The sequence below is a fragment of the Cupriavidus pinatubonensis genome (assembly GCF_019602855.1).
Lineage (GTDB): Bacteria > Pseudomonadota > Gammaproteobacteria > Burkholderiales > Burkholderiaceae > Cupriavidus > Cupriavidus pinatubonensis.
The window spans coordinates 2,584,999-2,611,941 of record NZ_CP080766.1; the positions used below are offsets into that span (position 1 = coordinate 2,584,999).

General features: G+C 64.4%; 26 protein-coding genes and 1 pseudogene. 12 read left to right on the forward strand and 15 right to left on the reverse strand.

Translation table 11 applies throughout. The annotated features are described in order from the left end of the window. Nucleotides 1-93: 93 nt before the first annotated feature. Nucleotides 94-561 carry a cupin domain-containing protein gene (locus tag K2O51_RS11710; RefSeq protein ID WP_011300534.1) on the reverse strand — a complete coding sequence of 156 codons (468 nt, stop codon included), beginning with the start codon at nt 559-561 and terminating at the stop codon, nt 94-96. 213 nt (nt 562-774) lie between these two features. Continuing rightward, a pseudogene (locus K2O51_RS35185) lies at nt 775-1,245 on the reverse strand (chemotaxis protein CheB). Nucleotides 1,246-1,556: 311 nt separating this feature from the next. Between K2O51_RS35185 and K2O51_RS11725 the strand changes: the two are divergent. Then, complete coding sequence (locus tag K2O51_RS11725) at nt 1,557-2,927, forward strand: FAD-binding oxidoreductase (RefSeq protein WP_011300533.1); 1,371 nt, start codon at nt 1,557-1,559, stop codon at nt 2,925-2,927. Between the two features lie 59 nt (nt 2,928-2,986). On the opposite strand, the gene K2O51_RS11730 is transcribed toward K2O51_RS11725, so the two are convergent. Both K2O51_RS11730 and K2O51_RS11735 read right to left on the reverse strand, forming a co-directional pair. Beyond that, nucleotides 2,987-3,811, reverse strand: coding sequence for a substrate-binding domain-containing protein (locus K2O51_RS11730; RefSeq protein WP_011300532.1), 825 nt, complete (start codon nt 3,809-3,811; stop codon nt 2,987-2,989). A gap of 69 nt (nt 3,812-3,880) precedes the next feature. Next, complete coding sequence (locus tag K2O51_RS11735) at nt 3,881-4,789, reverse strand: tripartite tricarboxylate transporter substrate binding protein (RefSeq protein WP_011300531.1); 909 nt, start codon at nt 4,787-4,789, stop codon at nt 3,881-3,883. A gap of 174 nt (nt 4,790-4,963) precedes the next feature. Here K2O51_RS11735 and K2O51_RS11740 point away from each other — a divergent pair, with 174 nt between their 5' ends. Further along, the gene (locus K2O51_RS11740) at nt 4,964-5,866 is read left to right on the forward strand and encodes a LysR family transcriptional regulator (RefSeq protein ID WP_011300530.1); all 903 of its coding nucleotides are present in this window, start codon (nt 4,964-4,966) and stop codon (nt 5,864-5,866) included. Nucleotides 5,867-5,925: 59 nt separating this feature from the next. Here K2O51_RS11740 and K2O51_RS11745 read toward each other — a convergent pair whose 3' ends face one another. After that, nucleotides 5,926-6,111, reverse strand: coding sequence for a hypothetical protein (locus tag K2O51_RS11745; RefSeq protein ID WP_041680213.1), 186 nt, complete (start codon nt 6,109-6,111; stop codon nt 5,926-5,928). 226 nt (nt 6,112-6,337) lie between these two features. Between K2O51_RS11745 and K2O51_RS35560 the strand changes: the two genes are divergently transcribed. The 5 genes from K2O51_RS35560 to K2O51_RS11765 all read left to right on the forward strand — a co-directional run bounded on the left by K2O51_RS35560 (nt 6,338) and on the right by K2O51_RS11765 (nt 11,422). Continuing rightward, on the forward strand, nt 6,338-6,463 hold the full coding sequence (locus K2O51_RS35560; RefSeq protein ID WP_258234600.1) for a hypothetical protein: 126 nt from the start codon (nt 6,338-6,340) through the stop codon (nt 6,461-6,463). Nucleotides 6,464-6,533: 70 nt separating this feature from the next. After that, a complete protein-coding gene (locus K2O51_RS11750) occupies nt 6,534-7,772 on the forward strand; it encodes an Nramp family divalent metal transporter (RefSeq protein WP_245001808.1) in 1,239 nt (412 codons plus the stop codon). A gap of 250 nt (nt 7,773-8,022) precedes the next feature. After that, the gene (locus tag K2O51_RS11755; protein ID WP_041680212.1) at nt 8,023-8,907 is read left to right on the forward strand and encodes a manganese catalase family protein; all 885 of its coding nucleotides are present in this window, start codon (nt 8,023-8,025) and stop codon (nt 8,905-8,907) included. 209 nt (nt 8,908-9,116) lie between these two features. Next, on the forward strand, nt 9,117-10,688 hold the full coding sequence (locus K2O51_RS35645; RefSeq protein WP_342394089.1) for a YihY/virulence factor BrkB family protein: 1,572 nt from the start codon (nt 9,117-9,119) through the stop codon (nt 10,686-10,688). A gap of 374 nt (nt 10,689-11,062) precedes the next feature. Next, nucleotides 11,063-11,422, forward strand: a complete 360-nt coding sequence (locus tag K2O51_RS11765; RefSeq protein WP_086004453.1) for a hypothetical protein — start codon at nt 11,063-11,065, stop codon at nt 11,420-11,422. 122 nt (nt 11,423-11,544) lie between these two features. On the opposite strand, the gene K2O51_RS11770 is transcribed toward K2O51_RS11765, so the two are convergent. From K2O51_RS11770 to catA, 5 genes are all read right to left on the reverse strand, one after another. Then, entirely contained in the window at nt 11,545-12,330 is a 786-nt protein-coding gene (locus tag K2O51_RS11770) for a 1,6-dihydroxycyclohexa-2,4-diene-1-carboxylate dehydrogenase (protein WP_011300524.1), read from the reverse strand. 5 nt (nt 12,331-12,335) lie between these two features. After that, on the reverse strand, nt 12,336-13,355 hold the full coding sequence (gene benC, locus K2O51_RS11775; RefSeq protein WP_140950858.1) for a benzoate 1,2-dioxygenase electron transfer component BenC: 1,020 nt from the start codon (nt 13,353-13,355) through the stop codon (nt 12,336-12,338). Nucleotides 13,356-13,418: 63 nt separating this feature from the next. Continuing rightward, entirely contained in the window at nt 13,419-13,910 is a 492-nt protein-coding gene (gene benB, locus K2O51_RS11780; protein ID WP_011300522.1) for a benzoate 1,2-dioxygenase small subunit, read from the reverse strand. After that, nucleotides 13,907-15,304 (reverse strand): benzoate 1,2-dioxygenase large subunit, encoded by a 1,398-nt coding sequence (benA, locus tag K2O51_RS11785; protein ID WP_220630267.1) that lies wholly within the window; start codon nt 15,302-15,304, stop codon nt 13,907-13,909. Before benA ends, benB begins: the two co-directional genes overlap by 4 nt. Nucleotides 15,305-15,400: 96 nt before the next feature. Then, complete coding sequence (gene catA, locus K2O51_RS11790) at nt 15,401-16,324, reverse strand: catechol 1,2-dioxygenase (RefSeq protein WP_011300520.1); 924 nt, start codon at nt 16,322-16,324, stop codon at nt 15,401-15,403. Between the two features lie 172 nt (nt 16,325-16,496). On the opposite strand from catA, the gene K2O51_RS11795 reads away from it, so the two are divergent. Together K2O51_RS11795 and K2O51_RS11800 are read left to right on the forward strand one after the other, a co-directional pair. Beyond that, complete coding sequence (locus tag K2O51_RS11795) at nt 16,497-17,420, forward strand: LysR family transcriptional regulator (protein ID WP_041680497.1); 924 nt, start codon at nt 16,497-16,499, stop codon at nt 17,418-17,420. 100 nt (nt 17,421-17,520) lie between these two features. Beyond that, complete coding sequence (locus K2O51_RS11800; RefSeq protein ID WP_220630268.1) at nt 17,521-18,639, forward strand: muconate/chloromuconate family cycloisomerase; 1,119 nt, start codon at nt 17,521-17,523, stop codon at nt 18,637-18,639. Between the two features lie 18 nt (nt 18,640-18,657). Here K2O51_RS11800 and K2O51_RS11805 read toward each other — a convergent pair whose 3' ends face one another. From K2O51_RS11805 to K2O51_RS11815, 3 genes are all read right to left on the reverse strand, one after another. Further along, nucleotides 18,658-19,743, reverse strand: coding sequence for a calcium:cation antiporter (locus tag K2O51_RS11805; protein WP_011300517.1), 1,086 nt, complete (start codon nt 19,741-19,743; stop codon nt 18,658-18,660). Between the two features lie 207 nt (nt 19,744-19,950). Continuing rightward, nucleotides 19,951-20,109: a hypothetical protein gene (locus K2O51_RS11810; protein ID WP_166487083.1), complete on the reverse strand. Its 159-nt coding sequence runs from the start codon at nt 20,107-20,109 to the stop codon at nt 19,951-19,953. Between the two features lie 458 nt (nt 20,110-20,567). Then, a complete protein-coding gene (locus K2O51_RS11815; protein WP_011300515.1) occupies nt 20,568-20,948 on the reverse strand; it encodes an NUDIX domain-containing protein in 381 nt (126 codons plus the stop codon). Nucleotides 20,949-21,265: 317 nt separating this feature from the next. Between K2O51_RS11815 and K2O51_RS11820 the strand changes: the two genes are divergently transcribed. From K2O51_RS11820 to K2O51_RS11830, 3 genes are all read left to right on the forward strand, one after another. Further along, on the forward strand, nt 21,266-21,889 hold the full coding sequence (locus K2O51_RS11820; protein ID WP_011300514.1) for a UdgX family uracil-DNA binding protein: 624 nt from the start codon (nt 21,266-21,268) through the stop codon (nt 21,887-21,889). Between the two features lie 194 nt (nt 21,890-22,083). Then, entirely contained in the window at nt 22,084-22,578 is a 495-nt protein-coding gene (locus tag K2O51_RS11825) for a CBS domain-containing protein (RefSeq protein ID WP_245001809.1), read from the forward strand. A gap of 35 nt (nt 22,579-22,613) precedes the next feature. Further along, a complete protein-coding gene (locus K2O51_RS11830) occupies nt 22,614-25,334 on the forward strand; it encodes an ATP-binding cassette domain-containing protein (protein ID WP_011300512.1) in 2,721 nt (906 codons plus the stop codon). On the opposite strand, the gene K2O51_RS11835 is transcribed toward K2O51_RS11830, so the two are convergent. Together K2O51_RS11835 and K2O51_RS11840 are read right to left on the reverse strand one after the other, a co-directional pair. After that, a complete protein-coding gene (locus tag K2O51_RS11835; RefSeq protein ID WP_011300511.1) occupies nt 25,331-26,206 on the reverse strand; it encodes a glycosyltransferase family 2 protein in 876 nt (291 codons plus the stop codon). The two genes, K2O51_RS11830 and K2O51_RS11835, sit on opposite strands and share 4 nt — an antisense overlap. Then, entirely contained in the window at nt 26,203-26,913 is a 711-nt protein-coding gene (locus K2O51_RS11840) for a PIG-L deacetylase family protein (protein ID WP_235679798.1), read from the reverse strand. The genes K2O51_RS11835 and K2O51_RS11840 overlap by 4 nt, the downstream gene beginning before the upstream one ends. Nucleotides 26,914-26,943 lie beyond the last annotated feature (30 nt).

Sequence of the window (26,943 nt, forward strand, 5' to 3'; positions counted from 1 at the left end):
CGAGCGTGGCATGGGCGCTGCTGCGCCGGCGTAGCCGGCGCAACAGCCTTTGTGTCCCGCGAATCCCGATATACCGCTGCGCCTGGCGATACTTCACGGAACCAGGTGTGTATCCCCAGCCGCCTGCGGCGGCAACTTGATGGCCAGTGCCTTGAAATCCCCGCTCGTTGCAATCGACCCCGCATGCGCGACGCCTTTGGGGATGACAATCAGATCGCCGGGCCCGACTTCGCGCTGCTCGTTGCCCAGCCAGAACGTGCCCTTTCCTGCAATGACATATTGGATCTCGTCAGCGCTCGTATGGTAGTGCTTCGGGACATTGCCCGCTTGCACGCCAACGGTTCCTTGTGGCGTCGTCACCAGCGTTTTCGAACGTAGCGTGCCCATATTGGGCACCTGCGGTCCGATGTCTTCCTGGCTCATGGCAACCAGGTTGATAATCTGCGGCGCCAACGTGGCGGGCGGCGTTTGCGCGTGGGCTAGCGGCAATCCCGCATTGGCGGCAAGGTAGCCGCAGGCAAAAGCGACCGGGACAGCGAGAAAAGCGGCAAAGCGACGCATGTTTGTCTCCCTTCGGTTGGCCAGCGAACGTCGGATCGCCACGACCAGCGATCGTGCGACAGGAACGGATTGTCTCACTACGATCGCGGGCCAGAATTGAGGGGAAACCCGGGACAAGCCAAGGCACTCACGACAACCACTCACGCCGACTGATGGCTGGAAATGATGATGTCCGCCGTTTGCGTAAACGCGGCAGCCAGTTCGAGGTCGAGGCTAGTCGGCTCCCGCGCAGATTGCACCGGCTGTGCCATTCATGCCCGTTCCGGAAAGCGCCACGGCGATCAAGCGCGAATGCGCGTGCCGCGCGAGGCTTTCAAAGAACGCGTCGATGGAATCGATGCCTGGGCGTCTGCTGCCACCTTCCGCCGGCCGGTGCTGAATTGACCGTCTTCAAACGTAATTAATGGGGTCGGGGGCCGGGACGTAGATATGGTTTGGCTCGGGATGCATGCCTTCCAAGGCGGCCAGTACCGGAAGGCGCGTCCACATTCCAAGCAGTTCGGGCAAACGGCTTGGGTGATCGGGCGGCAAGTGCTGAAGCACAACCATGGCATAGGGGACATCGGCAGCGATCGACTCCAGTAGTCGATGCAAGGCACCGATGCCACCCGCCGACGCGCCGACCGCAGCACCTGACGGGTGTTCGCGGTACACGCAGCATGCGGCGTCATTCTCCGACCTCACATATCAGGGAGGCACGGGCCGACTTGATGTGCCAGTGGCACGCTTTTCATACCACTCTGCCGACGACTGGACGTCAGCCGGTCCACGCTTCGTCTTCATTGTAGAAGGCCAGCGCGAGCTCCTTCCGGCAAGGGTGTTGGAGCACTATGCTTTTTATCGAGTGAGGTGCGGGGCTGATCACGAAAACGGCTGCCGCTCTCGCGGATGCCGTTTGATCACACGTCGTTGTCAGCGATACCGCACCGAGGCTGCATGGTGGGACAGCCGTTGCGCGGGGCGCGCGATGGGTCACTCTTCAAGGAGGGAGCGCCATGGACGAGTTTGCGATTCAGGGATTCCGCGGCAGGCTGATCGGCCCGTCCGACAAGGACTACGACGACGCGCGAGCGCTGTACAACGGCATGATCGACAAGCGGCCCAAGCTGATCGCCCGCTGCACGGACGCCGCCGACATCATCGCTGCGGTCAACTACGCGCGTGAGAACAAACTGCTTCTCGCAGTCCGCGGAGGCGGACACAACGGGCCCGGTCTGGGCAGTTGCGACGGTGGGCTGGTCATCGACCTGTCACAGATGCGCAGCGTGCGCGTCGACCCGGCGAGCGGCACGGTGCGTGTCGAGCCGGGCTGCACAGCGGCGGATCTCGATCACGCGACCCACGCCTTTGGCCTTGCCGTACCGCTGGGCATCGTTGGCAGCACGGGCGTGGCAGGCCTGACGTTAGGCGGTGGCACCGGCTATCTCACGCGCAAGTACGGCCTCACGGTCGATAACCTGCTGGAGGTGGATGTCGTGCTCGCCGACGGCTCGTTCGTCACCGCCAACAAGGACGAGCACGTCGACCTCTTCTGGGCAGTGCGAGGGGGCGGAGGCAACTTCGGCGTGGTGACGAGCTTTCTGTTTCAGGCCCACCCGGCAAAAATGGTGTTCGCCGGTCCCATCTTCTGGGACGCCAGGGATGCCAGGCAGGTCATGTCGACGTACCGCGACTTTATTCCCAATGCGCCCGAGGAACTCGGGCTGTTTGTCGGGCTGAAGACCGTGCCTCCCACCGATCCATTCCCTCAGGAGCACTGGAACAAACGTGCGTGTGCCCTGATCGGTGCTTTCAACGGACCGATCGATGCGGGCAAGCAACTGGTGGATTCGCTTCTGGAGAAACTGCCGGCCCCGTTGTTCAACTGGATGGGCGAGATGCCGTGGACTGCCATCAACAGTCTGTTCGACCCGTTCTTCCCCAAGGGCTTGCAATGGTACTGGAAGGGCGACTTCGTCAAGGCGTTGCCAGATGAGGCGATCGATGTGCACATCGCCAATGCGATCGAAGCACCCACCCCGTTCTGCCTGATGCACCTTTACCCCATAGACGGCGCCGTTCGGCGGATCGGCAGGGACGCCACGCCATGGAGCGCGCGAGACGCTTCGTTTTCCATGGTCATCGCGGGGATCAGCCCGGATCCCAAGGACGCAGAGGCGCTCAAGACCTGGGGGCGCGCCTACTGGAGCGCTATCCACCCGTTCAATCTGCAAGGGGCCTACGTCAACTTCCTGGATGCCGACGAGGCCGAGAACCGGGTCGAACTGAGCTACGGCGAGAACTACACGCGCCTCGCTGCGATCAAGGCGAAGTACGATCCCGACAACTTGTTCCGGGTCAACCAGAACATCAAGCCGAAAGCGTGAATCGACACGGCGCGGGCTTGCGTGCCCGCGCCGTCTAGTGGACTCGGTCTTGCGTGCGTTCAGGGCTTCGACGGTTGCCCCAGCTTCGGCGGCGCCGGCGGAGGCAGTGGCGTCGCTACCGGTTCCAGGCCGGTGCTGCTGACGATCGCCGCCGCTGCCGGAGAAGCCAGGAAGCTGACAAAGCGCGAAGTGGCCGCTGTTTGCCGGCCTGCAACCGTTCCGGCCGAGAAGAAGACCTTCTGTTGGAGATCATCTGGCAACGGGCCGACGTAGTCCAGTTCCTTGAACGGCAGCAACTCGCTGACTTGCTGGAACCCGATTTCCGCATCACCACGCGCCACTACGGCGCCCACACGTTCGCTATAGATCTTGTGGGCCTTGTCCCGGATCTTGTCAGCGACGCCAAGCCGGGGAAACAACTCGTTGGAAAGATAGGTGCCGCTGGCACTGGCGGAATATGCAATCGATTTGGCCTGGAGCAGGGTTTGCTTTACCGCTTCCGTGCTGCTGATATCCGGCTTTGGCGCGCCCTTGCGCACGGACATGCCGATCAGCGAGCGCGCGAGGTCGACCCGGCTGCCCGCTGCCACCTTGCCGTCCGCAATCAGCTTGTCGAGCCCCGAGTCGGCCAGGATCACGACATCGAATGTCTCGCCCCGTGCCAGCCGGCTGGGAATGGAATCGGGTGCATTGCCCATCGATGCACCGTAGGCGGTGATGACGTGGTCCTGCGTGGCGGCCTCGTACAGTGGCACGAGCTTCTGGTAGGCCGCCGTAAAGCCGCCCGAAGTAATGACGCGGATCTCATCCGCCCAAGCCGGACTGGCCAGCCAGAGCAGCACAACCAGCGCGCCATGCTTGGCTGCAGCGCTTGCGAATTTCATGGGGTCTCCTTGATCGACGTGCGCGAGTGCGATTTGCGATTTACGCTTTTGCGATTCGCGCGCCGCGTGTCAGTCTTCTTTCATGTTGGCAGCACGTGCGATCGGGCCGAGGCGGGCTTTTTCTTCTGCCAGGAACTTCGAGAAATCAGCCCGTGTCCCGCCCATGGGCTGGATGCCTTGCGGAATCAGCCTGGCACGCAGTTCCGGCGACTTGATCGCGGTATCGATGGCTTTGTTCATCTTGTCGAGGATGGCCTCAGGCGTACCGCGCGGGGCGAATACCCCAGACCAGTGGCCAATGAAGATGGTGGGGTAGCCGAGTTCGGCCGTGGTGGGCACGTCAGGCATCGCGGCAATGCGCGTATTCCATGTTGAGGCCAGGGCCCGAAGCTTGCCGCCCTTTACCTGCGGGAGCACCACCACACTGGCCTCCGAAGTCGCGTCGACCTGCTTGCCCACCACGGCAACCATGCCCTCCGACCCGCTCTTGTAGGGAATGATCTCGACCTTGACGCCGGTTGCCAGCTTCAACATCTCGCCGACGAAGTGCGGCGTGCTGCCGGTGCCCGCCGTAGCGAAATTCAGGCCCTTGCCGCCTTTGCCAAGCGCGATCAGGCTCTTGAGGTCCTTGATCGGCGAGTCAGCGGGGACCACGATGACGGACGGGCTGACCGCCAGCATGGAGACGGGCACCAGGTCCTGTTCCTTGTACGGCAGGTGCGCCTTGATCATAGCGTTGGTAATCACGCCGCCTGCCGGCGCCAGGAAGGTATAGCCGTCCGGGGCGGACTTGGCGACATAGTCGGCACCCAGCACCGAGCCGGCGCCAGGCTTGTTTTCCACGATGATCGGCTGGCCCAGCTGCTTGGACGCCGCGTCAGCCACAGCGCGGGCGACCAGATCGTTAGCGCCGCCCGGACCGAACGGTACGACGAACTTCACTGGCTTTTCCGGCCAGGTTCCAGCGGTCGCGGTCATGGCGCAGGCGGCGAGTGTCAGGGCGAGCCCCAACTGGCGAACAGCAATTTTCAATCTAAGTCTCCGGTAGTTCTGATATGTATTTCGAGGCCCATGCACAGGGCCCACGTGGACATTGCAAGCATATTGCGTCATGATTGATCTGTAAATTGCAACGTTTTGAATAATCGATGCATGTCACGCATTAATTTCGGCTTGGAAGACCTGCAGGCATTTGTGGCGATCGCCGAAAAGGGCAGTTTCCGCATGGCTGCGGAGGCTCTCCACATTTCCCAGCCAGCGCTGAGCCGGCGCATCGAGAAGCTGGAAATGACACTGGGCTCGCGCCTGCTTGAGCGCACTACGCGCCGCGTGGACATGACCCATATCGGACGCCAGTTCCTGGAGGAGGCTCGCGCCGCTCTGGACATCCTCGATAGCGCGGTACTGCGGCTCGGCGACGAGGTTGGGCTCCAGCGCGGACTGGTGACCGTGGCAGCGATACCCTCCGCTGCGTTGCATTTCCTGCCCGACGCCATCTGTCGGTTCGGCAACCGGCATCCGGGCGTGCGCGTACGTGTGATCGACGAGAACGCGAACGCTGTGCTTGCCAGCGTACTGTCGGGAGAGTCCGATTTCGGGCTCAATTTCATGGGCGGGCAGGAGCCCAACATCGAATTCCGCGCAATCCGCGCCGAGCCTTATCGGCTGGCATTGCGCCGGGACCATCCGTGGGCCGGACGGGATTGCATCGCGTGGGAGGAACTCGCGGGACAGAGGATGGTGAGCGTGTCGAAGCAAAGCGGCAATCGCGCCTTGATCGAAAATGCCATCGCCCATCTCACGCGACGCCCCACGATTCACTACGAAGCCAACCACGTGGTTGGCGTGCTGGCCCTCGTCGAGGCCGGCCTGGGGATGGCCGTGCTGCCTGGCATGTCGCTACCGCGGGATCATCCACGGCTTTGCGGCATCGAGCTGGTCGAACCTTCCGTGGATCGGGTCCTGGCGCTGATTCGGCGCCGTGACAGGCCTTTGCAGCCTGCCGCAGAGGCGTTGTATGAAATCCTGACCTCGGACACGGGACCGGCCGCTTGAATCCGGTGGCGGCGGCCGGCGCGCAGGCGTAGCCCTCCCTTGCAAAGCCTGAAAGCCGCCTAGCGTCCCCCGTGTCGCTGTTTTGCGCCTCCGCCGGCGCCGTGGTGCTTCTCCGCCTTCACGTGGCTCGCCGCATGCCGCCCGCTCTGTGGCCGCTTGCTGTCGGTTTCGGCAGCCTTGCCGGAATTCTGCGCGGCCCGGTCATCTTGCTCGGTGCGGTTGGTGGCGGGTGCCTTCTTGTTCATGGCTTTCTCCTTGTCAAAGGGTGAGATCGGTTCAGCGCAATGCGCTGCAGTGCAGACGCGAGGCCCGCCGCCGTGGCCGGTCCGGACTTGACACCGGCGGACGCATCGAACGTGCCTGCATAGAATTCCTGCCCGGGATGGGACCTTGCGCGCGCGATGGCATGGATCCTGCGCGTTCGCGTTGTTTCGAACGTCGCAGGCGCGCCCGCGCCGATGGAGGTTCGCCATGTTGCCTGATCATCGTGTGCACCGGTTCTGGCGCGTTCATCCATTCCGGATGACAGCTGGCATGCTCGTGCTGGGCGGCGGCGCGCTGTCGTTGCTGAGCCGCCTTTGCGCCTTCCTTGGCTGAGATGCCGCCACCGGAACACTGCGCGCCAGCAATAGCCCGGGCCTGCACGTCTCCTGACGGCTGGCGGGGCATGCTGCGCTTTGCCGGCCCGGGGTACCTCGTTGCCGTCGGCTACATGGATCCGGGAAACTGGGCCACCGACCTGGCCGGCGGTTCAGCCTATGGGTATCGCCTGTTGTGGGTCATCGCCATGTCGAGCTGCATGGCGGTGCTGCTGCAGATACTCGCGAGCCGGCTCGGCCTGGTGGCGGGCATGGACCTCGCGCAAGCGTGCAGGCACCGTAGTTCGCGGCTGTCGGCCCTGGCGCAGTGGGTGCTGTGCGAGATCGCGATCTGCGCCGCCGACCTCGCCGAAGTGCTCGGCACGGCCATAGCGCTGAACCTGCTGTTCGGGCTGCCGCTGGCGTGGGGGGTCGCGCTGACGGTGTTCGACGTGCTTCTGGTGCTGGTGCTGCAACAGCGCGGCTATCGCCGCCTGGAAGCGTTCGTCATCAGCATGGTGGCGCTGGTGCTGTGCTGCTTCATCCTGATGCTGCTGATCTCGCGCCCCGCATGGCCCGACGTGGCGGCCGGCCTGGTGCCGTACGGGCCGACGATGCGCGATCCGTCCGCGCTTTATATCGCCATCGGCATCATCGGCGCGACCGTGATGCCGCACAACCTCTACCTCCATTCGGCGGCGGTGCGCACGCGTGCGCTGGACGGAAGCCCCCAGGATCTGCGGCGGGCACTGCGTTTCATCGCCATCGATACCGTGATTGCACTGTCGCTCGCGTTCGTCATCAACGCTGCCATCCTGATTACGGCTGCCGGCGTGTTTTTCAAGGCCGGCCGTACCGACGTGGCGGAAATCCAGGAAGCCTACCGGCTGCTCAGCCCGCTGACCGGCGCGGCCTGGGCGAGCGTGGTGTTTGGCGTGGCCCTGCTGGCCTCGGGACAATGTTCGGCGGTCACTGCCACGCTGGCCGGGCAGGTCGTGATGGAGGGTTTCCTGCGTACGCGGCTGCCGCCGTGGCTGCGGCGGCTTGCGACCCGCTGCGTCGCTATCGTTCCGGCATTGGTGGTCGCGATCCTGTACGCGGAACGCGGCATCGCTCAGCTCCTGCTGGCAAGCCAGGTGATCCTGAGCCTGCAGTTGCCGTTCGCCGCCATTCCACTGGTGCGCAGCACAAGCAGCTGCGCGCTGATGCGCGAGCACGTGAATCCGCGCTGGCTCGCGGTGCTGGCCTGGATCGCAGTCGCCGTCATCGTGTCGATGAACGCGACCATGCTCTGGATGCTGGCGGGCTCTCCCGCTGCAGGCGGTTGAGGGCTGAGCAATTTCCGCTGGGGGCCACCGCGGTAGCGAGCGACATCACATCATGCGAGCCGTTGAAATTGCTACATCGCTGCACCTGAAGAACAAGGCGGAAGCGGGCGGGGGAACGCGCCGGGAAGGGTCGCCCGGGAGAAACAACTGATTACCCGCATGTGTGCGGCAGCGCTGGCACGGTCGATGCAGCGGCACGGCAGCCCGGCCGCGGCGGCGGGGTATGTCTCGACCCATCCTGGAGCTGACCATGTTCATCCACAACAAGCGATTGCAGTACACCGTGCGCGTGTCGCGCGCCGACCCTGGCCTGGCCAACCTTCTTCTGGAACAGTTCGGCGGCCCGCAAGGCGAGCTGGCAGCGGCCACGCGGTACTTCACGCAGGCGATCGCCGAAGAAGACCCAGGCCGCAAGGACATGCTGCTGGATATCGCGACCGAGGAACTGAGCCACCTTGAAGTGATCGGCTCCCTGATCGCCATGCTGAACCGCGGCGCTAAGGGCAAGCTGGCTGAAGGCACGGAGCAGGAAGCGGATCTGTACCGTTCGCTGTCCGGCGCGGGCAACGACAGCCATGTCACGCAGCTTCTGTACGGAGGCGGCCCGGCGCTGGTGAATTCCGCCGGCGTGCCATGGACCTCGGCCTATATCGATACCATCGGCGAGCCCACCGCGGACCTGCGCTCCAACATCGCGGCGGAAGCGCGCGCCAAGATCATCTACGAGCGGCTGATGAACCTCAGCGATGATCCGAGCGTCAGCGAGGCACTCGGTTTCCTGATGACGCGCGAGATCGCGCACCAGAAATCGTTCGAGCGCGCGCTGTATTCGATCGCACCGAACTTCCCGCCGGGGAAGACGCCGGGCGACGAGCGCTTTGCGTCGGTCTACTTCCGGATGTCGCAGGGCACGGAACCACAGCGCGGACCCTGGAATGACGACAAGACCTTCGAGTTTGTCGAAGAGCCGGCTCCTGCGGTCGATGGCGGAGATGGCCTCGCTTCGGTCACGCTCTCGCCGGACGAAGAGGCAGCTGTCGACGCGTTTGCCATGCGCGCAGCGTCGGACGTCAATAGCGACCCCGTCACCGGCGCGGACCTCGGTTCGGACGACGCCGAATCCGAAAAGGCCTAGCCACTGCAACATGCGGCCATGCCTGGCACAGAGCGAACCGGTGCCGCCCCCTGAGTTCAGGGGGCACGCATCGATGCAGCCACGGCCCGCGCCCCGCGCCTTAACGTGCCGCTCAGCGGCTTGTGCTTGTCCGCTGACGCACGACATCCTTCCTTTGCCATGGTGATGTCCGGGTCGATGTGCTGGCAGCGGGCACAGGGTTTGTGAGCATGGCATATGCCGTCGCGAGGAAAGTGCCGCGAACGGCCGTATTGCCCACGATGCTGCCGTCGGCTGTCGGCTGTCGGCTGTCGGCTGTCGGCTGTCGGCTTTGGGGACGGGGGCCCAACGACAGTGTCATTTCTGCAGGGGATTCTCACGTGCTCTGCAATGCCTGCCCGCGAGCCTCCATAGGCCATGCAGTCGCAAGTGTCACGCCACATCGGAGTGGCGTTACGGACGCCCTGTGCAGCGGCCTGGAGCCCGCACAGGAATGGCTCTTGCTTGATCCTGCGGAGATGTTCCGAGAGCGTCCCATGCTTCTCCCTGGCTCCGTTTTCACACGTACCGCCTCCCAACTCGTCCGCGAAAGCATCAATTCGTGGATCGACGACTACGCGCCCAGCATGGGCGCTGCGCTCGCGTACTACACCGTCTTCTCCATTGCCCCATTACTGATGATTGTCATCAGTATTGCGGGCGTGATATTCGGTCCCGACGCGGCGCGCGGCGAGGTGGTAGGCGAGCTGAATGGACTGATCGGCTCGGAAGGCGCGCAGGCCGTGGAAGAGATGCTGGTGGCCGTCAGCAAGCCTGCGGCCAGTACGGTGACGGCCATCCTTGGTGTGCTGGCGTTGCTCGTCGGCGCTACCACGGTGTTCTCGGAGCTGCAGTCGGCACTCGACAGAATCTGGCGCGTTCCGCAGCCCGAAAAGATCTCCGGCCTGTTTTCGCTCATTCGCTCCCGCTTGCTGTCGTTCGGCATGATCCTCGGCATGGGCTTCCTGCTTGTCGTTTCGTTGCTGCTCAGTGCCGGTATCTCGGCGATGGGCCGGGAATGGGGGCCGCTGCTCGGCATACGGGAGGCCGTCGGGCACGTCCTCGACACCGTCGTGAGCCTGGTCTTGACGACCGTGGTGTTCGCGATGATCTACAAATTCATGCCGCGGACGAAGGTTCGATGGTTCGACGTCTGGCTCGGCGCCGTCGTCACCGCGGCGTTATTCACGCTGGGAAAGTTCCTGATCGGCCTGTACATCGGCAAGAGCGGTGTTGCCAGCGGTTATGGCGCCGCAGGGTCGCTGGTGGTATTGCTGCTATGGGTGTACTACGCTGCGCAGATCTTCCTGCTCGGAGCCGAATTTACCTGGCATTTCGCACAGCGTTTCGGGTCATTGCGGCACAGCGGCCAACTCGCGCCGCCCGCGCGCATCTTGTACCGGCGCGAGCACGCAGGCGTGGACCAGACTGTTCAGCGCGATGCCGGACACCATCCGCTAAACGGTGGGGATGGCGTCACCACGCCCATCGTCGCTGTTTATGTCGATGAAATCCTGAGTGCTGCCTGCCGGGCCGGGGAACTAGGACAGGTGACGGCCACTGCTATCGCAGACGCCGCGGAAAACGCGTTCATGCACTTCCAAAGCCTGGCGAGGACAGATAAGCGGGAACTGCGCGAACGGCTGCGCGAGCTGTCGCTGGCTTTGTCGGTCTTTGCGGAAGCGGGCGATCTTTCGGCCGAAACGCGGGACCTGATCAAACTTGGGGTGGCGGACGTAAGGGCCTACCTCGACTCCGTTTAAGCTGGGGTCCTGTCAAGAATTACGAAGCTCCCTTCGATTTTTTGCAATCTGCCGGCGTAGCGGTTCCCGCGCAGGGGGTCCCGTTGCCTTTTCCATGCCAGACTGCAGCCCGCATGACGGAGAGGCCGCCCTACGGCATGTCCGGGCACGAATAGGCCTGGACCCTGCCCATGTCGGTGCAAGAGACGGGCAGGCATTCGTTTTGCTCACGCGTGGATGGCATAAGCATGCGCTTGTGCGAACCGGCACTCAGGAGGAAGACAATGGAATCGACGGAATCGAGCGCAACAGGCAGTAGTTTCACGCCAGGCGCACATAGGGAGACATCGTATGAAGACGTGGGGCAGTCTCCGCGCCCTGCCTCTGCAAATACCATGACCCCGGATGCGAACGCTACAGCGGAAGCGAATGCATCGCGAGACCTGTCACGCGAGTTGGACAGGTTGCTGGAGCGACTTCCCGGTCTTGCCGGTGAGGATAGGGACAAGGCGAAAGCGGAGTTCCTGAAATTCGCCGCGAAATCCACCAGGACCACCGCCGAACTGGTAGCCAAGTCAGCGGACGTCGCCAAGCGTGTCACCGGACGGGTAAAGAATGAGTGGGAGACGGGACGAGAATGCGCTGAATCGTTCGTCAACGCGCATCCGCTTCGGGCCGCGTGGATGGCGTTGGGGGTCGGCATACTGCTCGGTGCGAAGCTCTTTGGTCACTCACACCGCGATGGTAGCTTTTAGTCGTACGACGCCAATGCGTCGTAGCTGCCGAGGTCAAGATTAAAAAGACGCCAGGGCGCCATGGCGCCACTGGCTGGACAGCGCGGGCAGCGACGGACGCCACCCCACGCAGGACAAACGGCTTAGCCCTGATCTCCGCCACCAACCGGCAGCACCGTCCCGGTAATGTAGGACGCCTCGTCCGACGCCAGGAACAGGATCGCGCCGACCTGCTCGTCGATGGTGCCGTAGCGGTGCATCAGGCTCGAGCCGATGGTCTGATCGACGATGCCCTGGTACCACTCGGCTTCCTGCGGCGTTTGCTCGGACGTATTGCGCGGGATGCGGCGCGGCGGGGCTTCCGTGCCGCCGGTGGCGACCGCATTGACGCGGATACCTTCGCCGGCGTGTTCGAACGCAAGGCTAGCAGTCAGCGCATTGACGCCGCCCTTGGCCGCGGCATACGGCACGCGGTGGATACTGCGTGTAGCGATCGACGACACATTGACGATTGTGCCCTGGCGCCGCTCGACCATGCCGGGCAGCGCCGCGCGGCAGCTCCACAGCGTGGGGAACAGCGAGCGGCGGATCTCGGCTTCGATCTGCTCTGCTTCGTAGTGCTGGTAAGGCTTGGCCCAGATGGTGCCGCCGACATTGTTGATGAGCACGTCGACACGACCGTGCGCAGAGAGTGCCGTATCGATCATGGCCCTGGCGCCGGCATAGGTTTCCAGGTCGACGATCACCGCCGTGGCGCGGCCGTCCTGCGCGGCAATTTCGGCCACAACCTCATGGACGAGTTCCGACCGGTCAGCGAGCACGAGGATGGCTCCCTCGGCCGCTGCGCGCAGCGCCACGCCGCGGCCGATGCCCTGTGCCGCGCCGGTGATGACGACGATCTTGCCTTCAAAACGATTGGAAGTGCTCATGACAGTCAGGCCACGCTGCTGGCCGAGAATTTTTCGTAGTAGAAGCCTGCCGGCTCGACGCCGCTTTCCTTGAGCCAGTTCCGCACCGCATCGACCATTGCCACGGGGCCGCACAGGTAGATGTCGACATCGCCGCCGTTGAGCCATTCGGGTTCGACATGCTGCGTGACATAGCCCTTGCGGTCGTGGCCGCTCGCGGCGCTGGCTACGCAGGTGCGGTATTCAAAGCCTGTCAACTGCTGTGCAGCACCATCGATGCGTGGCAGTTCGACGAGGTCGATGTCGTTGGTGACGCCATACACCATGCGCACCGGATGCGGATTGCCGTTGCTGGCCAGCACGTCGAGCATCGACAGGAACGGTGCGATGCCCGTTCCGCCTGCGAGCAGCAGGACAGGGCGCTGCACCGGACGCAGGTAGAAGCTGCCGTAAGGACCGGAAAACGCAATGCGCTGGCCGGGCTGGGCATCGTTCGTCAGGTAACTGCTCATGCGGCCATCCGGCACGTTGCGCACGACGAAGCCGGTGCGGCCGGCGCCGGGCGCGGAGCTGAACGAGTACGAGCGCGTCAGCCCGCTGCCCGGAATCTCCACGTTGACGTACTGCCCCGGCAGGAAGTCCAGCGCGCCGGCATCGTCCAGGTCGATCGAGAAGCCGATGGTGGAATCCGACAGCTTGTCGACGCTGGCAATGGCGCCTTCGAACTTCGTGACGCCGGTCTTGCACGCCGTCGACGATGCCGCGATGCGGATCACGCAGTCCGAACGCGGACGTGTCTGGCACGCCAGCACATAGCCTTGCGCGGCTTCTTCCGAGGTCAGCGCGTCTTCGATGTAGCTGGATTCCGGCAGGTCATAGCTGCCCGATTCGCACAGGCCGCGGCACGTGCCGCACGCGCCGTCGCGGCAATCCAGCGGGATGTTGATCTTCTGGCGATATGCCGCGTCCGAGAGGGTTTCGTTCTCCCCGCAGGTGATGAAGCGGGTAACGCCGTCCTCGAATTGCAGTGCGATCGTGTGTTCCATGGCCTTGTCCTCCAGCCGTGTCCGCTGGCCCGAACGGAATCTCCGCGGGCCGGCGAACCCTACTCAGATGTGATAGATGTCGATAACCTGGTTGATGTAGTCGTTCTTGAGCACGACATACTTGTCCAGGATCTGCGGGTGCGCGCCGGCAAAGTCGATCACGTAGCGCGACATGCCGAAGTAGCTGTAGTTGGTCTGGTACCGGTGCGCGAGCGTGTGCCAGTTGAAGCGTACGGTCAGCTTGTCGCCGTCGCGTTCCACGATCTCCACGTTGCTGAGGTTGTGGCACGTGCGCGTGTCCGGAATCGTCGCGCTCGAACGCTCGGTCTTGATGCGAAAGATGCGGTCTTCCAGGCCCTGGCGGCTCGGGTAGAAGATCAGCGAGATCTCGCGCTCCGGATCGGTGATGAGCTGGCCGTCGTCGTCCCAGCACGGCATCCAGAAGCGCGCCTCGGCGTGGTAGCAGGTCAGCCACTCGTCCCACTGCTCGTCGTCAAGCAGGCGGGCTTCGCGGTACAGGAACGCCTGGACGGCGGCGATGTCGACGGTGCTCATGCGGCGCTCCCGTTGCAGTCTTCCGTGTCTTGTTCGGCCATGGCCTTCTTCATGACGTCGAGCCAGTAGCGGTGTTGCACGGTGTAGAGCCCTTCATCCTCGGTCCGCACGCCGCTCATGACGGGGTTCAGGCCGATGCGTTGCGCCGCTTCATCGGGGCCTTCGATCCAGTGCTTGGAGCCGCGGCACATGTCGTTCCAGGCCAGCGCGCTGCCGTTGTAGCCCTGCTGACAGGCGCGGAATTCCTCGAGATCGTCCGGCGTGGCCATGCCGCTCACGTTGAAGAAATCTTCGTACTGGCGGATGCGGCGCGCACGGGCGTCGTCGGGTTCTCCCTTCGGCGCGATGCAGTAGATCGTGACTTCGGTCTTGTCGACCGACAGCGGGCGCAGCAGGCGGATCTGCGAGCCGAACTGGTCCATCAGGTACACGTTCGGGTACAGGCACAGGTTGCGCGAGTTCTGGATCATCCAGTCCGCGGTTTCCTCTCCGCAGCGCTCGGCGAATTCAGCGCGGCGCGCGAAGTTGGGCCGGTCTTCCGGGTTGGCCCAGCGCGTCCACAGCAGCATATGGCCATGATCGAACGCGTAGAAGCCGCCGCCTTGCTGGCCCCACTTGCCGGCATCCATCGCGCGGATCTTGTCTTCGCGCTCGTTCTGCTGCTTGCGGTGGTTGGTGGTGGCCGCGTAGTTCCAGTGCACGGCGGATACGTGGTAGCCGTCGGCGCCGTTTTCGGCCTGCAGCTTCCAGTTGCCTTCGTAGGTGTAGGTGGACGAGCCGCGCAGCACTTCCAGGCCATCGGGCGACTGGTCGGCAATCATGTCGATGATGCGTGCCGCATCGCCGAGGAAATCCTTGAGCGGCAGCACTTCGTCATTGAGGCTGCCGAACAGGAAGCCGCGGTAGTTCTCGAAGCGCGCCACCTTCTTCAGGTCGTGCGAGCCTTCCTTGTTGAAGCACTCGGGGTAGCCGGCGCCTTCGGGGTCCTTCACCTTGAGCAGCTTGCCGCTGTTGTTGAAGGTCCAGCCGTGGAACGGGCAGGTGTAGGTGGCCTTGTTGCCGCGCTTGTGCCGGCACAGCATGGCGCCGCGGTGGGTGCATGCGTTGATGAAGGCATTCAGTTCGCCCTGGCGGTTGCGGGCGATGAACACGGGCTGGCGGCCCATGTGCGTGGTGTAGTAGTCGTTGTTGTTCGGGATTTGGCTTTCGTGGGCCAGGTAGATCCAGTTGCCCTCGAAGATGTGCTTCATCTCGAGTTCGAACAGTGCTTCGTCGGTGAACGCGCTGCGATGCAGGCGGTAGTCGCCGGTCTCATGGTTTTCGACGAGGAACTGGTCGAGCGAGAGGCGCGGGCGAGCGGGGGCCGTGCCCCGGTCCACGTGGATGGGGATCATGGAATCGTCTCCTGATTCGGTGTCTTTCGGCCCGTTGGTGGAACCGGGCGGCCGTCCCCGGTGGGTGCTGCCTGCCGGCAGCGTCATCTGGAAGCCTCAGGCGGCAGCGCGGGTGCGCTCGACTTCGGCCGAAGGCGCGTTGTCGCGCTCGTTGTTCAGGCGGAAGTCGAAGTCGATCGAGGCGAACGGCTTGTCCACGCCATGCTTGTCCAGTGCTGCCGGGTCGCTCACGCGGGTCACGGCCGGCACCAGGCCTTCACGGCTGGCGAACGCGAAGTCGTCCCACAGGTACTCGTCGCCGTCGATGTTGATTTGCGTGGTCAGCTTGCGGTGGCCCGGCGCGGACACGAAGAAGTGGATGTGCGCGGGACGGCGGCCGTGGCGCGCCAGTTGGTCCAGCAGGCGCTGCGTGGTGCCTTGCGGCGGGCAGCCATAGCCCATCGGCACATTGCTGCGGAACTGGTAGCGGCCCTTGTCGTCGGTGACGATGGTCCGGCGCAGGTTGAAGTGCGACTGCGTCTTGTCGAAGAACGAGTAGTTGCCCATCAGGTTGGCGTGCCACACCTCGACCTTGGCGCCCGGCAGCGGCTTGCCTTCGCCGTCATAGACGGTGCCCTGCATGAACAGCACTTCACCCTTGTCGGCTTCGCTGCCGTCGTCCAGGCGGGCGAAGCCCTTGCTTTCCGGTGCGCCGGCCACGTACAGCGGGCCTTCGATGGTGCGCGGGGTGCCGCCGGAGATACCGGCCTTGGCGTCGGCCTCGTCTGCACGGACGTCCAGGAAGCGTTCCAGACCCAATCCTGCCGCAAGCAGACCCAGTTCCTGCGTGGCGCCGGCCTCGGCCATGTACTCGATACCCTTCCACACTTCGCTCTGGCTCAGGTCGAGGTCTTCGATGGCCTTGAACAGGTCGGTGGTCAGGCGCAGCACGACCTGCTGCACACGTGCGTTCGCGGTGCCCTGCGTGGCGGTATCGACGATGAATTGCTTGGCCAGTGCCTCGATCTCTGCATGCGTCATTTGTCTGCTCCGGGGATGTGATTGTCTGGTAGTGTCGGGGTCGAACGGTCAGTCAGATAATGCGTTTGGGGTATCAAGACTTGCCGTTCGACTTGGTACGGAGCATAGTTGACGGGTATTTGAGGCGTCCAACACTGATTTAGTATCTTCTTTATACCTGCTGGGTATGACCATAGAATTGAGACACCTGCGCTACTTCGTCGCCGTCGCGGAGGAACGCAACTTCACCCGCGCGGCCGAGCGCCTGCATATTGCGCAACCTCCGCTGAGCCGCCAGATCCAGCAATTAGAGGAGGTGCTCGGTGTCCAGTTGTTCGAGCGCAATACGCGGCCGCTGCGGCTGACCGACACCGGGCGCTTCTTTTACACGCACGCGCTGCAGCTGCTAGCGCAGACGTCGGAGCTGGAGGCCATGACGCGGCGCGTGGCCAAGATAGAGCGCAAGATGTCGGTCGGCTTTGTCGGCTCCACGCTGTACGGCATGCTGCCGCGGATCATCCGGCGCTTTCGCACCGAGCATCCCGATATCGAGATGAGCCTGCACGAGATGTCGACCATGGACCAGATCAAGGCGCTCAAGGACGGGCGCATCGATGTGGGCTTCGGCCGCATCCGGCACGACGACCCGGCCGTGCGGCGCGTGGTGCTGCGCGAGGAGCGCATGATCGTGGCGTTGCCGCTCGGGCACCCGCTGGCTGCGGGGCGAAAGACGCTGTCGCTGCATGACCTGGTGGAGGAGTCGCTGATCATCTTCCCCAAGGCGCCGCGGCCCAGTTTCGCCGACCAGGTGCTTGCGGCGTTCCATGATCGCGCCTTGAAGCCGCGCCGGCTGCATGAGGTGCGCGAACTGCAGATCGCGCTGGGGCTGGTCGCGATGGGCGAGGGGATTTCGGTGGTGCCGAGCAGTGTGTACGGCCTCAAGCGCGACGATGTGAGCTATGTCGAACTCGACGACCCGAGCCTGGTGTCGCCGATCATCATGAGCATGCGCATGCTCGATGAATCGCAGGACCTGCGTGAGATGCAGGCGATGATCTACCAGCTCTACGAAGAACTGGGCATTCCGTACAACCCGCCGGGCCACGAGAGCGCTTAAGCCATACCTAACGGGTATGCGACGAGACATCATCGGTCTTGGACAGCCGGAAATCAGGCTCCCATACTTTCGCATACGACATCCACTGTATCGAGAAGGTATGAAAGCGACGATTTCTTCCATTGAGGCCATCCTGGTCGACCTGCCCACCATCCGGGCCCATCAACTGGCCATGGCCACCATGCAGCAGCAGACGCTGGTGATCGTGCGGCTGCGCTGCAGCGACGGCATCGAAGGCATCGGCGAGGCCACCACCATCGGCGGCCTTTCCTATGGCGATGAAAGCCCCGAAGGCATCAAGCTGGCGATCGACACTTACCTGGCGCCTGCGCTGGCCGGCGAAGATGCGACCAATGTCCATGCCGCCATGGCACGCCTGAACACGATCGCGCGCGGCAATCGCTTTGCCAAGTCGGCGCTGGAGACAGCGCTGCTTGATGCGCAGGGCAAGCGCCTCGGTGTGCCGCTCGCCACGCTGCTCGGCGGCGCCGTGCGCGCCACGCTCCCTGTCCTGTGGACGCTGGCCAGCGGTGATACGGCACGCGATATCGACGAAGCCGAGCGGCTGCTGGCCGAACGTCGTCACAACACGTTCAAGCTCAAGATCGGCCGGCGCAGCGTGCGTGATGACGTGGCGCATGTGTCCGCCATCAAGCGCGCGCTGGGTGACCGTGCACGCGTGACGGTGGATGTCAACCAGGCGTGGAACGAGGCCGATGCCGCGGGTGGTATTGCCATGCTCGAAGCCGCTGGCATCGACCTGATCGAGCAACCCACGCCGCGTGAGCAACGTACGGCGCTGGCCCGTCTGGCGGCGCGCTTCGTCGTGCCGATCATGGCGGATGAAGCGGTATGTGGCCCAGAAGATGCCATGGAACTCGCGCGCATCGGCGGTGCCGATGTGTTCGCGCTGAAGATCGCGAAATCGGGCGGCATCTTCGGCATGCTGCGCACGGCAGCGGTTGGCGATGCCGCGGGTATCGCGCTATACGGCGGTACGATGCTGGAAGGCAGCGTGGGCACCATCGCTGCCGCGCACGGCTTCTGCACGCTGCCGCAACTTGCGTGGGGCACAGAGTTGTTCGGCCCGCTGCTGCTCAAGGACGATGTAGTCGTGCAGCGGCCCGAATATCGCGATTTCAGCCTGCACCTGCCCGCAGGCCCGGGACTGGGCCTCGCGCTCGATGAAGACAAGCTCGCGCACTACCGTCGCGCGTGAGCCAGCGGTAGTGTCCGTTCAGGGCACTACCGACAGGAACAGGTAGGCGGCCAGGATCACAAGGTGCACGACACCTTGCAGGATCGTGGTTCGGCCCCTGCCCAGCGTGAGCGACGACACCACCAGCGTCAGCATCAGCAGCACCGTTTCCTTGGCGCCGAGTCCGAGTTCGAGCGGTTGCCCGATCCAGATGAAGACTGCCGCCACGGCCGGAATGGTCAGGCCGATGCTGGCCAGTGCGGAGCCGAGCGCGAGGTTCAGGCTCGTCTGGAGCCGGTCCGCTCGCGCCGCGCGCAACGCGGCCAGGCCTTCGGGCAGCAGCACCATGGCCGCGATGATGATTCCGACCACCGCGGCGGGCGCGCCGGCACGCAACACGGCGGCCTCCACCGACGGCGACAGCAGCTTGGCCAGACCGACGACGAGCACCAGGCAGACCACCAGCAGCAAACCGCTGATCGCAGCCACACGGCCTGGCGGGGGCGGGGCGTGGACGTTCTCGTCCGAGCTGCCTTCCGCAAGGAAATAGTCGCGGTGGCGCACGGTCTGCACGAACACGAACGAGCCATACAGCACGAGCGACATCACGCCGGCAAAGCCAAGTTGCGCGGGCGTGAGCACCGGGCCCGGCGAACTGCTGGTGTAGTTGGGCAGCACCATGGTCAGCACCAGCAGCGCAGCCAGCACGGCCATGGCGGCATTTGCGCCCGGTGCCTGGAACACCTGCTCGCGATGGTGCAGCCCGCCGACGAACAGGCATAGACCGACGATGCCATTGCAGATCAGCATGACCGCGGCGAACACCGTGTCACGCGCAAGGCCGGCTTTCTCAGGCCCGGATGACAGCATTACGGAGACGATCAACGCAACCTCGATCACGGTCACCGCAATGGCGAGCACCAGCGTGCCGAACGGTTCTCCGACCTTATGGGCGACCACTTCCGCATGATGTACGGCGGCGAACACCGCGCCGGCCAGCGCGGGCGCCATCAGCATGATCAGCCAGCCCTGGGTGGGCAAGCCAAGTCCGGCGGCGAGAATCGCCGCCGCGGCAAGCGGGGCCCACACGGTCCACGCCGGCAGCTTGTTGGAAGTCAGTGCCATCCCTGTTTTTTCCTTTCTAGTTTTATGTGGCCGCCGGGCGGCGGCATCGAGACGTGCGGGTGATTGATGCCCGGCACGAAGCAGAAGGGTGGCTGGCGCCGCATATAACGACGACAGCACTGGTATGGCAAGCCAAAGGACATTCAGTTCCCCGAGATTGTGCGAACTTGAATGGAATTCGCCGTGGTTCGGGTCTGATTTCCGGGGCTAGGTGCCTGCAGGCGTGGAGGAATCGTCTTTTTCGGCGGCGCGAGGAGGTGCTGCATCCCGCAATGCGGGGTGGTTGCGCGCAATCCAGCGGGCGGCTGCGAGCAATGCGATGAGGCAGGCGACGAAATAGGCGCCGTAAGCGACGACGTGCTGCATTTCCTGACCCTGTTCTTTTTGATTTTTTTGAACGGCTCTTGGGGCCGGTAAGGGCGGAGTATGGGCAGCATTCGTTACGTCGGACATCCCTCTTTAGGTGGGGGACGGATGGAGAGGTTACGCCGCTGGGCCGCATGGCCTGGCATGCGTGGCTGTTGCCGCCAAGAGCGATAGCCCGATCTCGCCCGCTTTCCAACTGCACCAAGAATAAAAAAGCCCTCGGCCGGGGTGGTCGAGGGCTTTAGGTGGTGGAGGCGTACCCGTTAACCGCCCCGCTTCCGAGTGTACCTCCCGAAGCCATGCTCAAAATGAGCCATTCCCACCGACTGTCGCGCTACAACGACGGTTAATCCAACCGATCACATTTCGCATTCCCCACACGCCACTTGACGCCGTAAACGTGTCGCATGCGATATGCGCGCGCGCGCCCATAGACCCGTTGCTTGCGCGACACGCTCCTACCGCATTTCCTCTTGAAAAAACTGCGACACAATCTGCCGCGTCGTCGGGCTCGTCTCGATGTCGCCGAGTTTGTCGTGAGGGAGCCACTGCAGGCACTTGATCTCTTGCCCTGGCTTGGGCCGTGCGGAGCTACCGATGGCAGCAGTGAAGACGTGATGCACCGTGGTTGCACCGATGAACTGGAACGCGCCGACCAGCTTGGCGTCAAGCGCTGTTTCCTGCTGCAGTTCGCGCCGCGCGGTTTGCTCTGGGGATTCCTGCTTGCCCGGACGGCCGCCGGGCAATGCCCATCGCACCCCATCCTTGGAAACGAGCAGCACGTGACCGTGCCGGATGCACACGATCGTGGACCGGACCTTGGGTTTCAGCGGTTGCATGTCAGCTCCCTGCAATAGCGCGGCGGTATCGCCTGCCGCGTGGTGCGCCGATGGAAGCGCGCTCCGTCTTCTTATTGCTGGCTTGGCGCTGCCTGCCGGGACAGGCGAACGCCATCCAGGCCGCACGCTTTTCGTTCTGATCAAGCTCGTAAGTGGCGGAGCACGATGGTACCCGCGTATGACCACTACCTGTCAATCGGCATCCGCACCCAGCATCTGGCGTGCCAGGCTCCGGCTGTCGGTTGCCGACATGCGCGGCTCGCGTCCGGCATGCATCTTGATTGGACACTGCGCATCTTTGCCAAGGATATCCACTCATGCCCAAACGCGCTGAGACGCATAGCGAGGCCGTACCGGCACGCGAGGAAGTCAACGCATGCCGGCGTTGCCCGTTGTGGCACGACGCTACGCAAGGCGTGCCGGGAGCCGGCCCCACCAGCGCGAAGCTGATGCTCGTCGGCGAGCAGCCGGGCAATGAGGAGGATCTGCAGGGCGAACCCTTCGTCGGGCCTGCCGGCCGCCTGCTGAGCGAGGCGCTGGAGCGCGCGGGACTGGAGCGCCATGACGTCTATCTGACCAATGCCGTCAAGCATTTCAAGTTCCAGTTGCGCGGCAAGCGGCGCCTGCACAAGACGCCGGGCCAGCTCGAGGTCGAAGCGTGCGGTATCTGGCTCGAACAGGAGATCAGGGCCGTCGAGCCCACCGTGATCGTTGCGCTCGGCGCGACGGCCACCGGCGCGGTGCTCGGCAAGAAGCGCGTGGCGCTGTCGACGCTGATGGACGCGCCGGTCGAACGGGAAGGGCGGATCGTCGTGGCGACCTACCATCCGTCGTTCGTGCTGCGGCAGCGTAGCGAAGAAGGCCGCCATGCCGCATTCGAACGCATCGTGGCCAGCCTGCGGCAGGCCGTGCGCCTCGCGGGTGCCGGGCGCAGGCGGTAATTCTTTCCATGGCGGACTGCAATTGCCCTTCGGCCTTACGAACCCGTCGCCCTGATTGCGTGCCGCTGTCGAGATCGCTGCGGACGGGCATGGTCGTTGCAATGCACATCCGTGCCTCGAGCCGCCCCAAGTGACGGTGACGGCGATCCGACGACCAGACAAAGCGCAGGCAAAGCGCAGACATGGAGAACCAGATGGCCACCCAGATGCAAACGCAGCGTACGCAGCATAGGCGGCAAGCTGCCACGCCCACCTCGTCGCTGCGGCTGCGCGACGTGATGACCGCCAATCCCCAGTACATCACGCCTGACTGCACACTGCAGGAAGCCGCAAAACTCATGGACGACCTCAATGTCGGCACGCTACCCGTGTGCGTCGACGGACAGTTGCGCGGGATGGTGACGGACCGCGACATCACGTGCCGGTGCATCGCCGTGGGCAAGGACCCGCAGACCCGGATCGTCGACGCAATGTCCGAGCGGCCGCTGTGGTGCCGCGATGACGACACCATCGACGATGCGCTCGCAAAGATGGCCGAACGGCAGATTCGCCGTGTGCCCGTGATCGACAAGGACGACAGGCTGGTCGGCATTGTGTCGCTCGGCGATATCGCGACCAAGTCTGGCGACATCGCCAAGGCCGGCGATACGCTAACCGAGGTCTCGAACCCGTCCGAGCCGGACCGCTGATAGCGCCCGGGCTAATCGAATCCCTGAAAGCGGGAATGCCGGGAATAACGCCTCGCGTCTCGCGCCGGAGGATCGCAGGCGAGCTGTGGCGCGCGATCTGGCGGTTTCGCACACGCGTGCTCGTTGCCGTGGCGCTGCTGCTGCTGGCGAAGGCGGCGGTGGTGGCGGTGCCGCTCGTCCTCAAGCTGATCGTCGACGAACTCACGCCGATCCAGTCGCTGGTCGGCGCGGCGCCGGTCGGGCATGCCGGCTCGGTCACGCGCCTCGTCGTGACGATGCCAGCGTACCTGGTGCTCGCCTACGCCGTATTGCGCCTGCTTGGCAACGCGTTCAACGAACTGCGCGACGTGGTCTTCGCCAGCGTCGCACAGAATACCGTCGCCAGCTTCATGGCCCGCACTTTCGCGCATCTGCACAAGCTCGGCGCAAGGTTCCATGCGCGGCGCGAAACCGGCGGCGTGATCCGCGACCTGGAGAAAGGCACCGCCGCAATCGGCTTCCTGCTGGGGGTGTCGGTCTTTACCATCGTGCCGACGTTGCTGGAGATAGGCTCGGTGCTCATCATCATGGTCGCAGGCTATGGCGCGGGCTTCGCACTGATCATCGTCATGGTGTTCGCGCTCTACACGATCTGCACGGTGCTGCTCGCGCGGCGGCGCATGCGCGTGCAGCGCGAAGTCAACCGCGTGGAGGCGAAGACCAACAGCAAGGTGGTTGACAGCCTGCTGAATTACGACACCGTCAAGTACTTCGCGCGCGAGTCGTTCGAGTCGGAGCGGCTCGGCGGCCTGCTCGGCCGCTGGACCGACATCAGCGTGGAAAACCAGTATGCGTTGTCCACGCTGCATATCGCGCAGAGTGCCTGCATTGCCGTCGGCGTGGCCGGCGTCATGCTCCTTGGCGTGGACAAGGTCCTGCATGGGACGCTGACGGTCGGCGACCTGGTCCTGATCAACGCGTACATCATCCAGGTCGTGCTGCCGCTCAATACGCTGGGCTTCATCTTCCGCGAATCGAACGACGCCATGACCAATGTCGAACGGCTGTTTGCGCTGCTTGACGCGAAAGGTCGCGCCGGCGAGGACGACGATGCCCCAGGCGCGTCGCCATTGCGGGTCAATACCGGCACCATTGCGTTCGAGCACGTCAACTTCAGCTATGACCCAAGCCGCCAGACGTTATGGGATGTGAGCTTCCAGGTCGGGGCCGGACAGACCGTGGCTGTGGTCGGCGGCAGCGGGTCGGGAAAATCGACGCTGGCGCGGCTGCTGTTCCGGCTCTACCAGCCGGATTCCGGCCGAATCCTCATCGACGGGCAGGACCTGCGGCTCGTCACGCAGCGCAGCCTGCGCGAACGGGTCGGCATCGTGCCGCAGGACACCATCCTGTTCAACGACACGATCGCCTACAACATCGCCTACGGGCGCGAAGGCGCGACGCGTGCCGACGTGGTGGACGCCGCGCGTGCCGCGCAGCTCGATACCCTCGTCGACCGCTTGCCCGACGGCTACGACACCATGGTTGGCGAGCGGGGCGTGAGGCTTTCCGGCGGCGAGCGGCAGCGCGTGGCCATTGCCCGCGCCATGCTGAAGAAGCCGCCGATCATCGTGTTCGATGAAGCGACTTCGGCGCTCGACACGCGCACGGAACGCGCGATCCAGCAGGAGCTTGCGGAAGTGTCGAAGGGCCGTACTGCGTTCATCATCGCCCACCGTTTGTCGACGATTGCCGAGGCCGACCACATCCTCGTCATGGAACACGGCCGTGTCGTGGAAGCCGGCACGCACCAGGGCCTGCTCGCACGCGGCGGCGTGTATGCGCAAATGTGGCGGCTGCAGCAGCAGCAGCGCGAACTCGAACGCACGGAAGAACGCCTGGCCATGCAGCCGATCCGGCTCGAGACGCTGGTGGCGGGCGTGGTCGATGGGCTGCGCGACATCATCGCCGAGCGCAATGTCCATCTGTTCACGATCATCGGCGAGACGGAGCTTCGTGTCACCGGCGATCCCGGTGTGCTGCAGCAGGGCATCTGGCAACTGTGCGAGAGCGTGATCGACAGCATGGACGAAGGCGGGCGGATCGAGTTGCGGCTCGATCGCCTCAATGGCGATGCGGCGCTGACATTGACGGCGACGCAGCCGGCCGAAGGGCGTCGCGTACCACCTGCGGATATCCAGCAGCTCCAGGGTCGGCTGGCCGAGGCGGGCGTGACGCTGACCGGCGACGCCGGCCGCCAGGCCTGGAGCTTCCGCATGCCGATGCGGCCGGTCCGCGAAGCTGTCGCGCCGCCGTTGCCATCGCCCGCGGATTACCCGGAGCCGGGACCACAGGCCCTGCGCGACTTGTGTGTGCTGGTGCTGGATGATGATGGCTCGACGCGCGAAGTCCTCGTCGAAGCCCTGGAGGATCTCGGCGCCCGCGCCTTCGCGTTCGGCTACGGCAAGGACCTGTTGCACGAGTTGTCACGTACGTCGCACGCAAATTGGCCCAATGTGCTGCTGTGCGATATCGCGCTCGACGAGGAAGACGGCTACACGGTGCTGCGCGAGGTGCGGCGGCTGGAAAGCGAGCGCCAGGTGCCGTTGCTGCGGCGGCTCACCGCCATCGCGCTGTCGGGACATGCGCAGCCGCAGGATCGCATCCGCGCGATGATGGCCGGCTTCCAGGTTCACCTGCCGAAGCCGGTCCGCATGGCTGAGCTGATCGCGGCGATCCAGGCGCACACCGCGCAACGGTCGGAGGTGCCAGAGCGCTAACGTTCGTGATGATGGCGCGCGCTGCGCACCAGCCGCAGCGCCGACACGACATGGCGCGGCACTACCTGACGTTCCTGCAGCACCCAGCGCATGCCGCGCAGCAGATCCATCCAGTCGTCGCGCTCCAGCTCCTTGGCCAGCGCCGGCAGTGCGGCGAGCGTTTCTGTCATGGCCATGGTTGCCGGCAGGCACAGCCATGCCGACCATACCGCGTTGCGCGCGAGCATGGCCCGGCGCTGCTGCGCATCGCGCGCCGCGCTCGGATAGTGATGCACGATCAGATCCGGCGCGTAGACGAGCGACCACCCGCGCGCGGCGAGCCGCAATGACAGCAGCGTTTCTTCGCCACCGATGAAGAAGCGCGGATCGTAGCCGCCCGCTTCCATATAGGCCGAGATACGGAACGCCGTGGCGCCGGCCATGATCCCCAGGATCATTCGTCCCGGCAAGCCGGCCGATGGCAGCGGGCTATGCGACATCGCCGTGCTGGTCGGATCTTCGCGCTGCGAATGGCCGACTAGGATACGGGCCGTCAGCGAGGCGATTTCGGGATTGGCGTCGAACATTGCGCAGGCGCGCGTGAGCGCACCGGCCTGCCACCAGCAATCGTCGTCGCAAAAGGCCACGTATGGCGTACTCGCCCACGCCGCACCGACGTTGCGGCCCGCGGCGCCGAGATTGGTGCGGCAGGGCAGGCAGGCCACCTCGGGGAATTGTTCCGCGAGCATGGCGCACGTGCCGTCGGTCGAGCCATTGTCGACCACGGCGACGCGCGGATGCTCCGGCAGCGCGCTGAGCTGGTGGAGCGTATGCGCGAGCGTATCGCGCCGGTTGTGGGTGAGGACCACCACGCTGATGCCGGGATGGGTCACGTCTGGCTCCGTCCCGCAAACGCCAGCGACCAGTAGCGCTCCGGTGCGCCGATATCGGCAATCTGGGAGGCGCTGAACAGCGGCAGCTGGCTCACATAGGCCTTTACCGCCTCCATCTTGCGCGGCAGAAATGGCGCGGTGGCAAAGTAGACCGGCGTTGCGATCAGGCCTTCCTGCCGCCACGCTGCAAGCTGGCTCTGCACGAGCCCGGGTAATCGGCGATAGATCGCGTCTTCATAGAACAGCCACTGCTGGGGCTCGGCACCGGTGTCGTCGCTGTCGTGGTCGCCCGCCATGGCCAGTGCGGGCCGGCACAACGACAGACTGGCCGCATGCGTGAGGATGTGGTCGCTGTGGAACAGGCCCATTGGCGCGATCACGGTGCGGCTTTCCTGCAGGATCTGGCAGACCCGAATACGCTCGGCCACCGCTTCGATCGTGTAGGGGTGCCGGTACTGGCTGTCCAGCAGGTCCAGCCACAGCGGGTGGCCGCCGAGCTGTCCGAGCGCGCGCGCGTCTTCATGGCGGCGCGACAGCACGGCCTCGCGCGCACTGCCGAAGCCGGCGGCGCGGTCCCATTCCGGCGGCTCCATATCCGGCGACGGAAGGCCCGCGAAGACGGTCAGCACGTTGGGGTTCCTGACGGCAGCGATCAGGCACCCGCAGCTGAAGACCGCGTCGTCGAGGTGCGGGGAGAGGATCGTCATCCGCTCCGGAGCATGGGAATTTGGCATCGT

Coding starts and splice junctions, on each gene's coding strand:
- K2O51_RS11830 (WP_011300512.1), top strand. CDS start 22,614: ATGCCGGGAATAACGCCTCGCGTCTCGCGCCGGAGGATCGCAGGCGAG.
- K2O51_RS11745 (WP_041680213.1), bottom strand. CDS start 6,111: ATGAACAAGAAGGCACCCGCCACCAACCGCACCGAGCAAGATGACCGG.
- benC (WP_140950858.1), bottom strand. CDS start 13,355: ATGGAACACACGATCGCACTGCAATTCGAGGACGGCGTTACCCGCTTC.
- catA (WP_011300520.1), bottom strand. CDS start 16,324: ATGACGCATGCAGAGATCGAGGCACTGGCCAAGCAATTCATCGTCGAT.
- K2O51_RS11840 (WP_235679798.1), bottom strand. CDS start 26,913: ATGACGATCCTCTCCCCGCACCTCGACGACGCGGTCTTCAGCTGCGGG.
- K2O51_RS35560 (WP_258234600.1), top strand. CDS start 6,338: ATGTTGCCTGATCATCGTGTGCACCGGTTCTGGCGCGTTCATCCATTC.
- K2O51_RS11820 (WP_011300514.1), top strand. CDS start 21,266: ATGCCCAAACGCGCTGAGACGCATAGCGAGGCCGTACCGGCACGCGAG.
- K2O51_RS11765 (WP_086004453.1), top strand. CDS start 11,063: ATGACCCCGGATGCGAACGCTACAGCGGAAGCGAATGCATCGCGAGAC.
- benB (WP_011300522.1), bottom strand. CDS start 13,910: ATGAGCACCGTCGACATCGCCGCCGTCCAGGCGTTCCTGTACCGCGAA.
- K2O51_RS35645 (WP_342394089.1), top strand. CDS start 9,117: ATGGCATATGCCGTCGCGAGGAAAGTGCCGCGAACGGCCGTATTGCCC.
- K2O51_RS11740 (WP_011300530.1), top strand. CDS start 4,964: ATGTCACGCATTAATTTCGGCTTGGAAGACCTGCAGGCATTTGTGGCG.
- K2O51_RS11750 (WP_245001808.1), top strand. CDS start 6,534: ATGCTGCGCTTTGCCGGCCCGGGGTACCTCGTTGCCGTCGGCTACATG.
- K2O51_RS11815 (WP_011300515.1), bottom strand. CDS start 20,948: ATGCAACCGCTGAAACCCAAGGTCCGGTCCACGATCGTGTGCATCCGG.
- K2O51_RS11735 (WP_011300531.1), bottom strand. CDS start 4,789: ATGACCGCGACCGCTGGAACCTGGCCGGAAAAGCCAGTGAAGTTCGTC.
- K2O51_RS11755 (WP_041680212.1), top strand. CDS start 8,023: ATGTTCATCCACAACAAGCGATTGCAGTACACCGTGCGCGTGTCGCGC.
- K2O51_RS11805 (WP_011300517.1), bottom strand. CDS start 19,743: ATGGCACTGACTTCCAACAAGCTGCCGGCGTGGACCGTGTGGGCCCCG.
- K2O51_RS11810 (WP_166487083.1), bottom strand. CDS start 20,109: ATGCAGCACGTCGTCGCTTACGGCGCCTATTTCGTCGCCTGCCTCATC.
- K2O51_RS11825 (WP_245001809.1), top strand. CDS start 22,084: ATGGCCACCCAGATGCAAACGCAGCGTACGCAGCATAGGCGGCAAGCT.
- K2O51_RS11725 (WP_011300533.1), top strand. CDS start 1,557: ATGGACGAGTTTGCGATTCAGGGATTCCGCGGCAGGCTGATCGGCCCG.
- K2O51_RS11730 (WP_011300532.1), bottom strand. CDS start 3,811: ATGAAATTCGCAAGCGCTGCAGCCAAGCATGGCGCGCTGGTTGTGCTG.
- benA (WP_220630267.1), bottom strand. CDS start 15,304: ATGATCCCCATCCACGTGGACCGGGGCACGGCCCCCGCTCGCCCGCGC.
- K2O51_RS11710 (WP_011300534.1), bottom strand. CDS start 561: ATGCGTCGCTTTGCCGCTTTTCTCGCTGTCCCGGTCGCTTTTGCCTGC.
- K2O51_RS11800 (WP_220630268.1), top strand. CDS start 17,521: ATGAAAGCGACGATTTCTTCCATTGAGGCCATCCTGGTCGACCTGCCC.
- K2O51_RS11770 (WP_011300524.1), bottom strand. CDS start 12,330: ATGAGCACTTCCAATCGTTTTGAAGGCAAGATCGTCGTCATCACCGGC.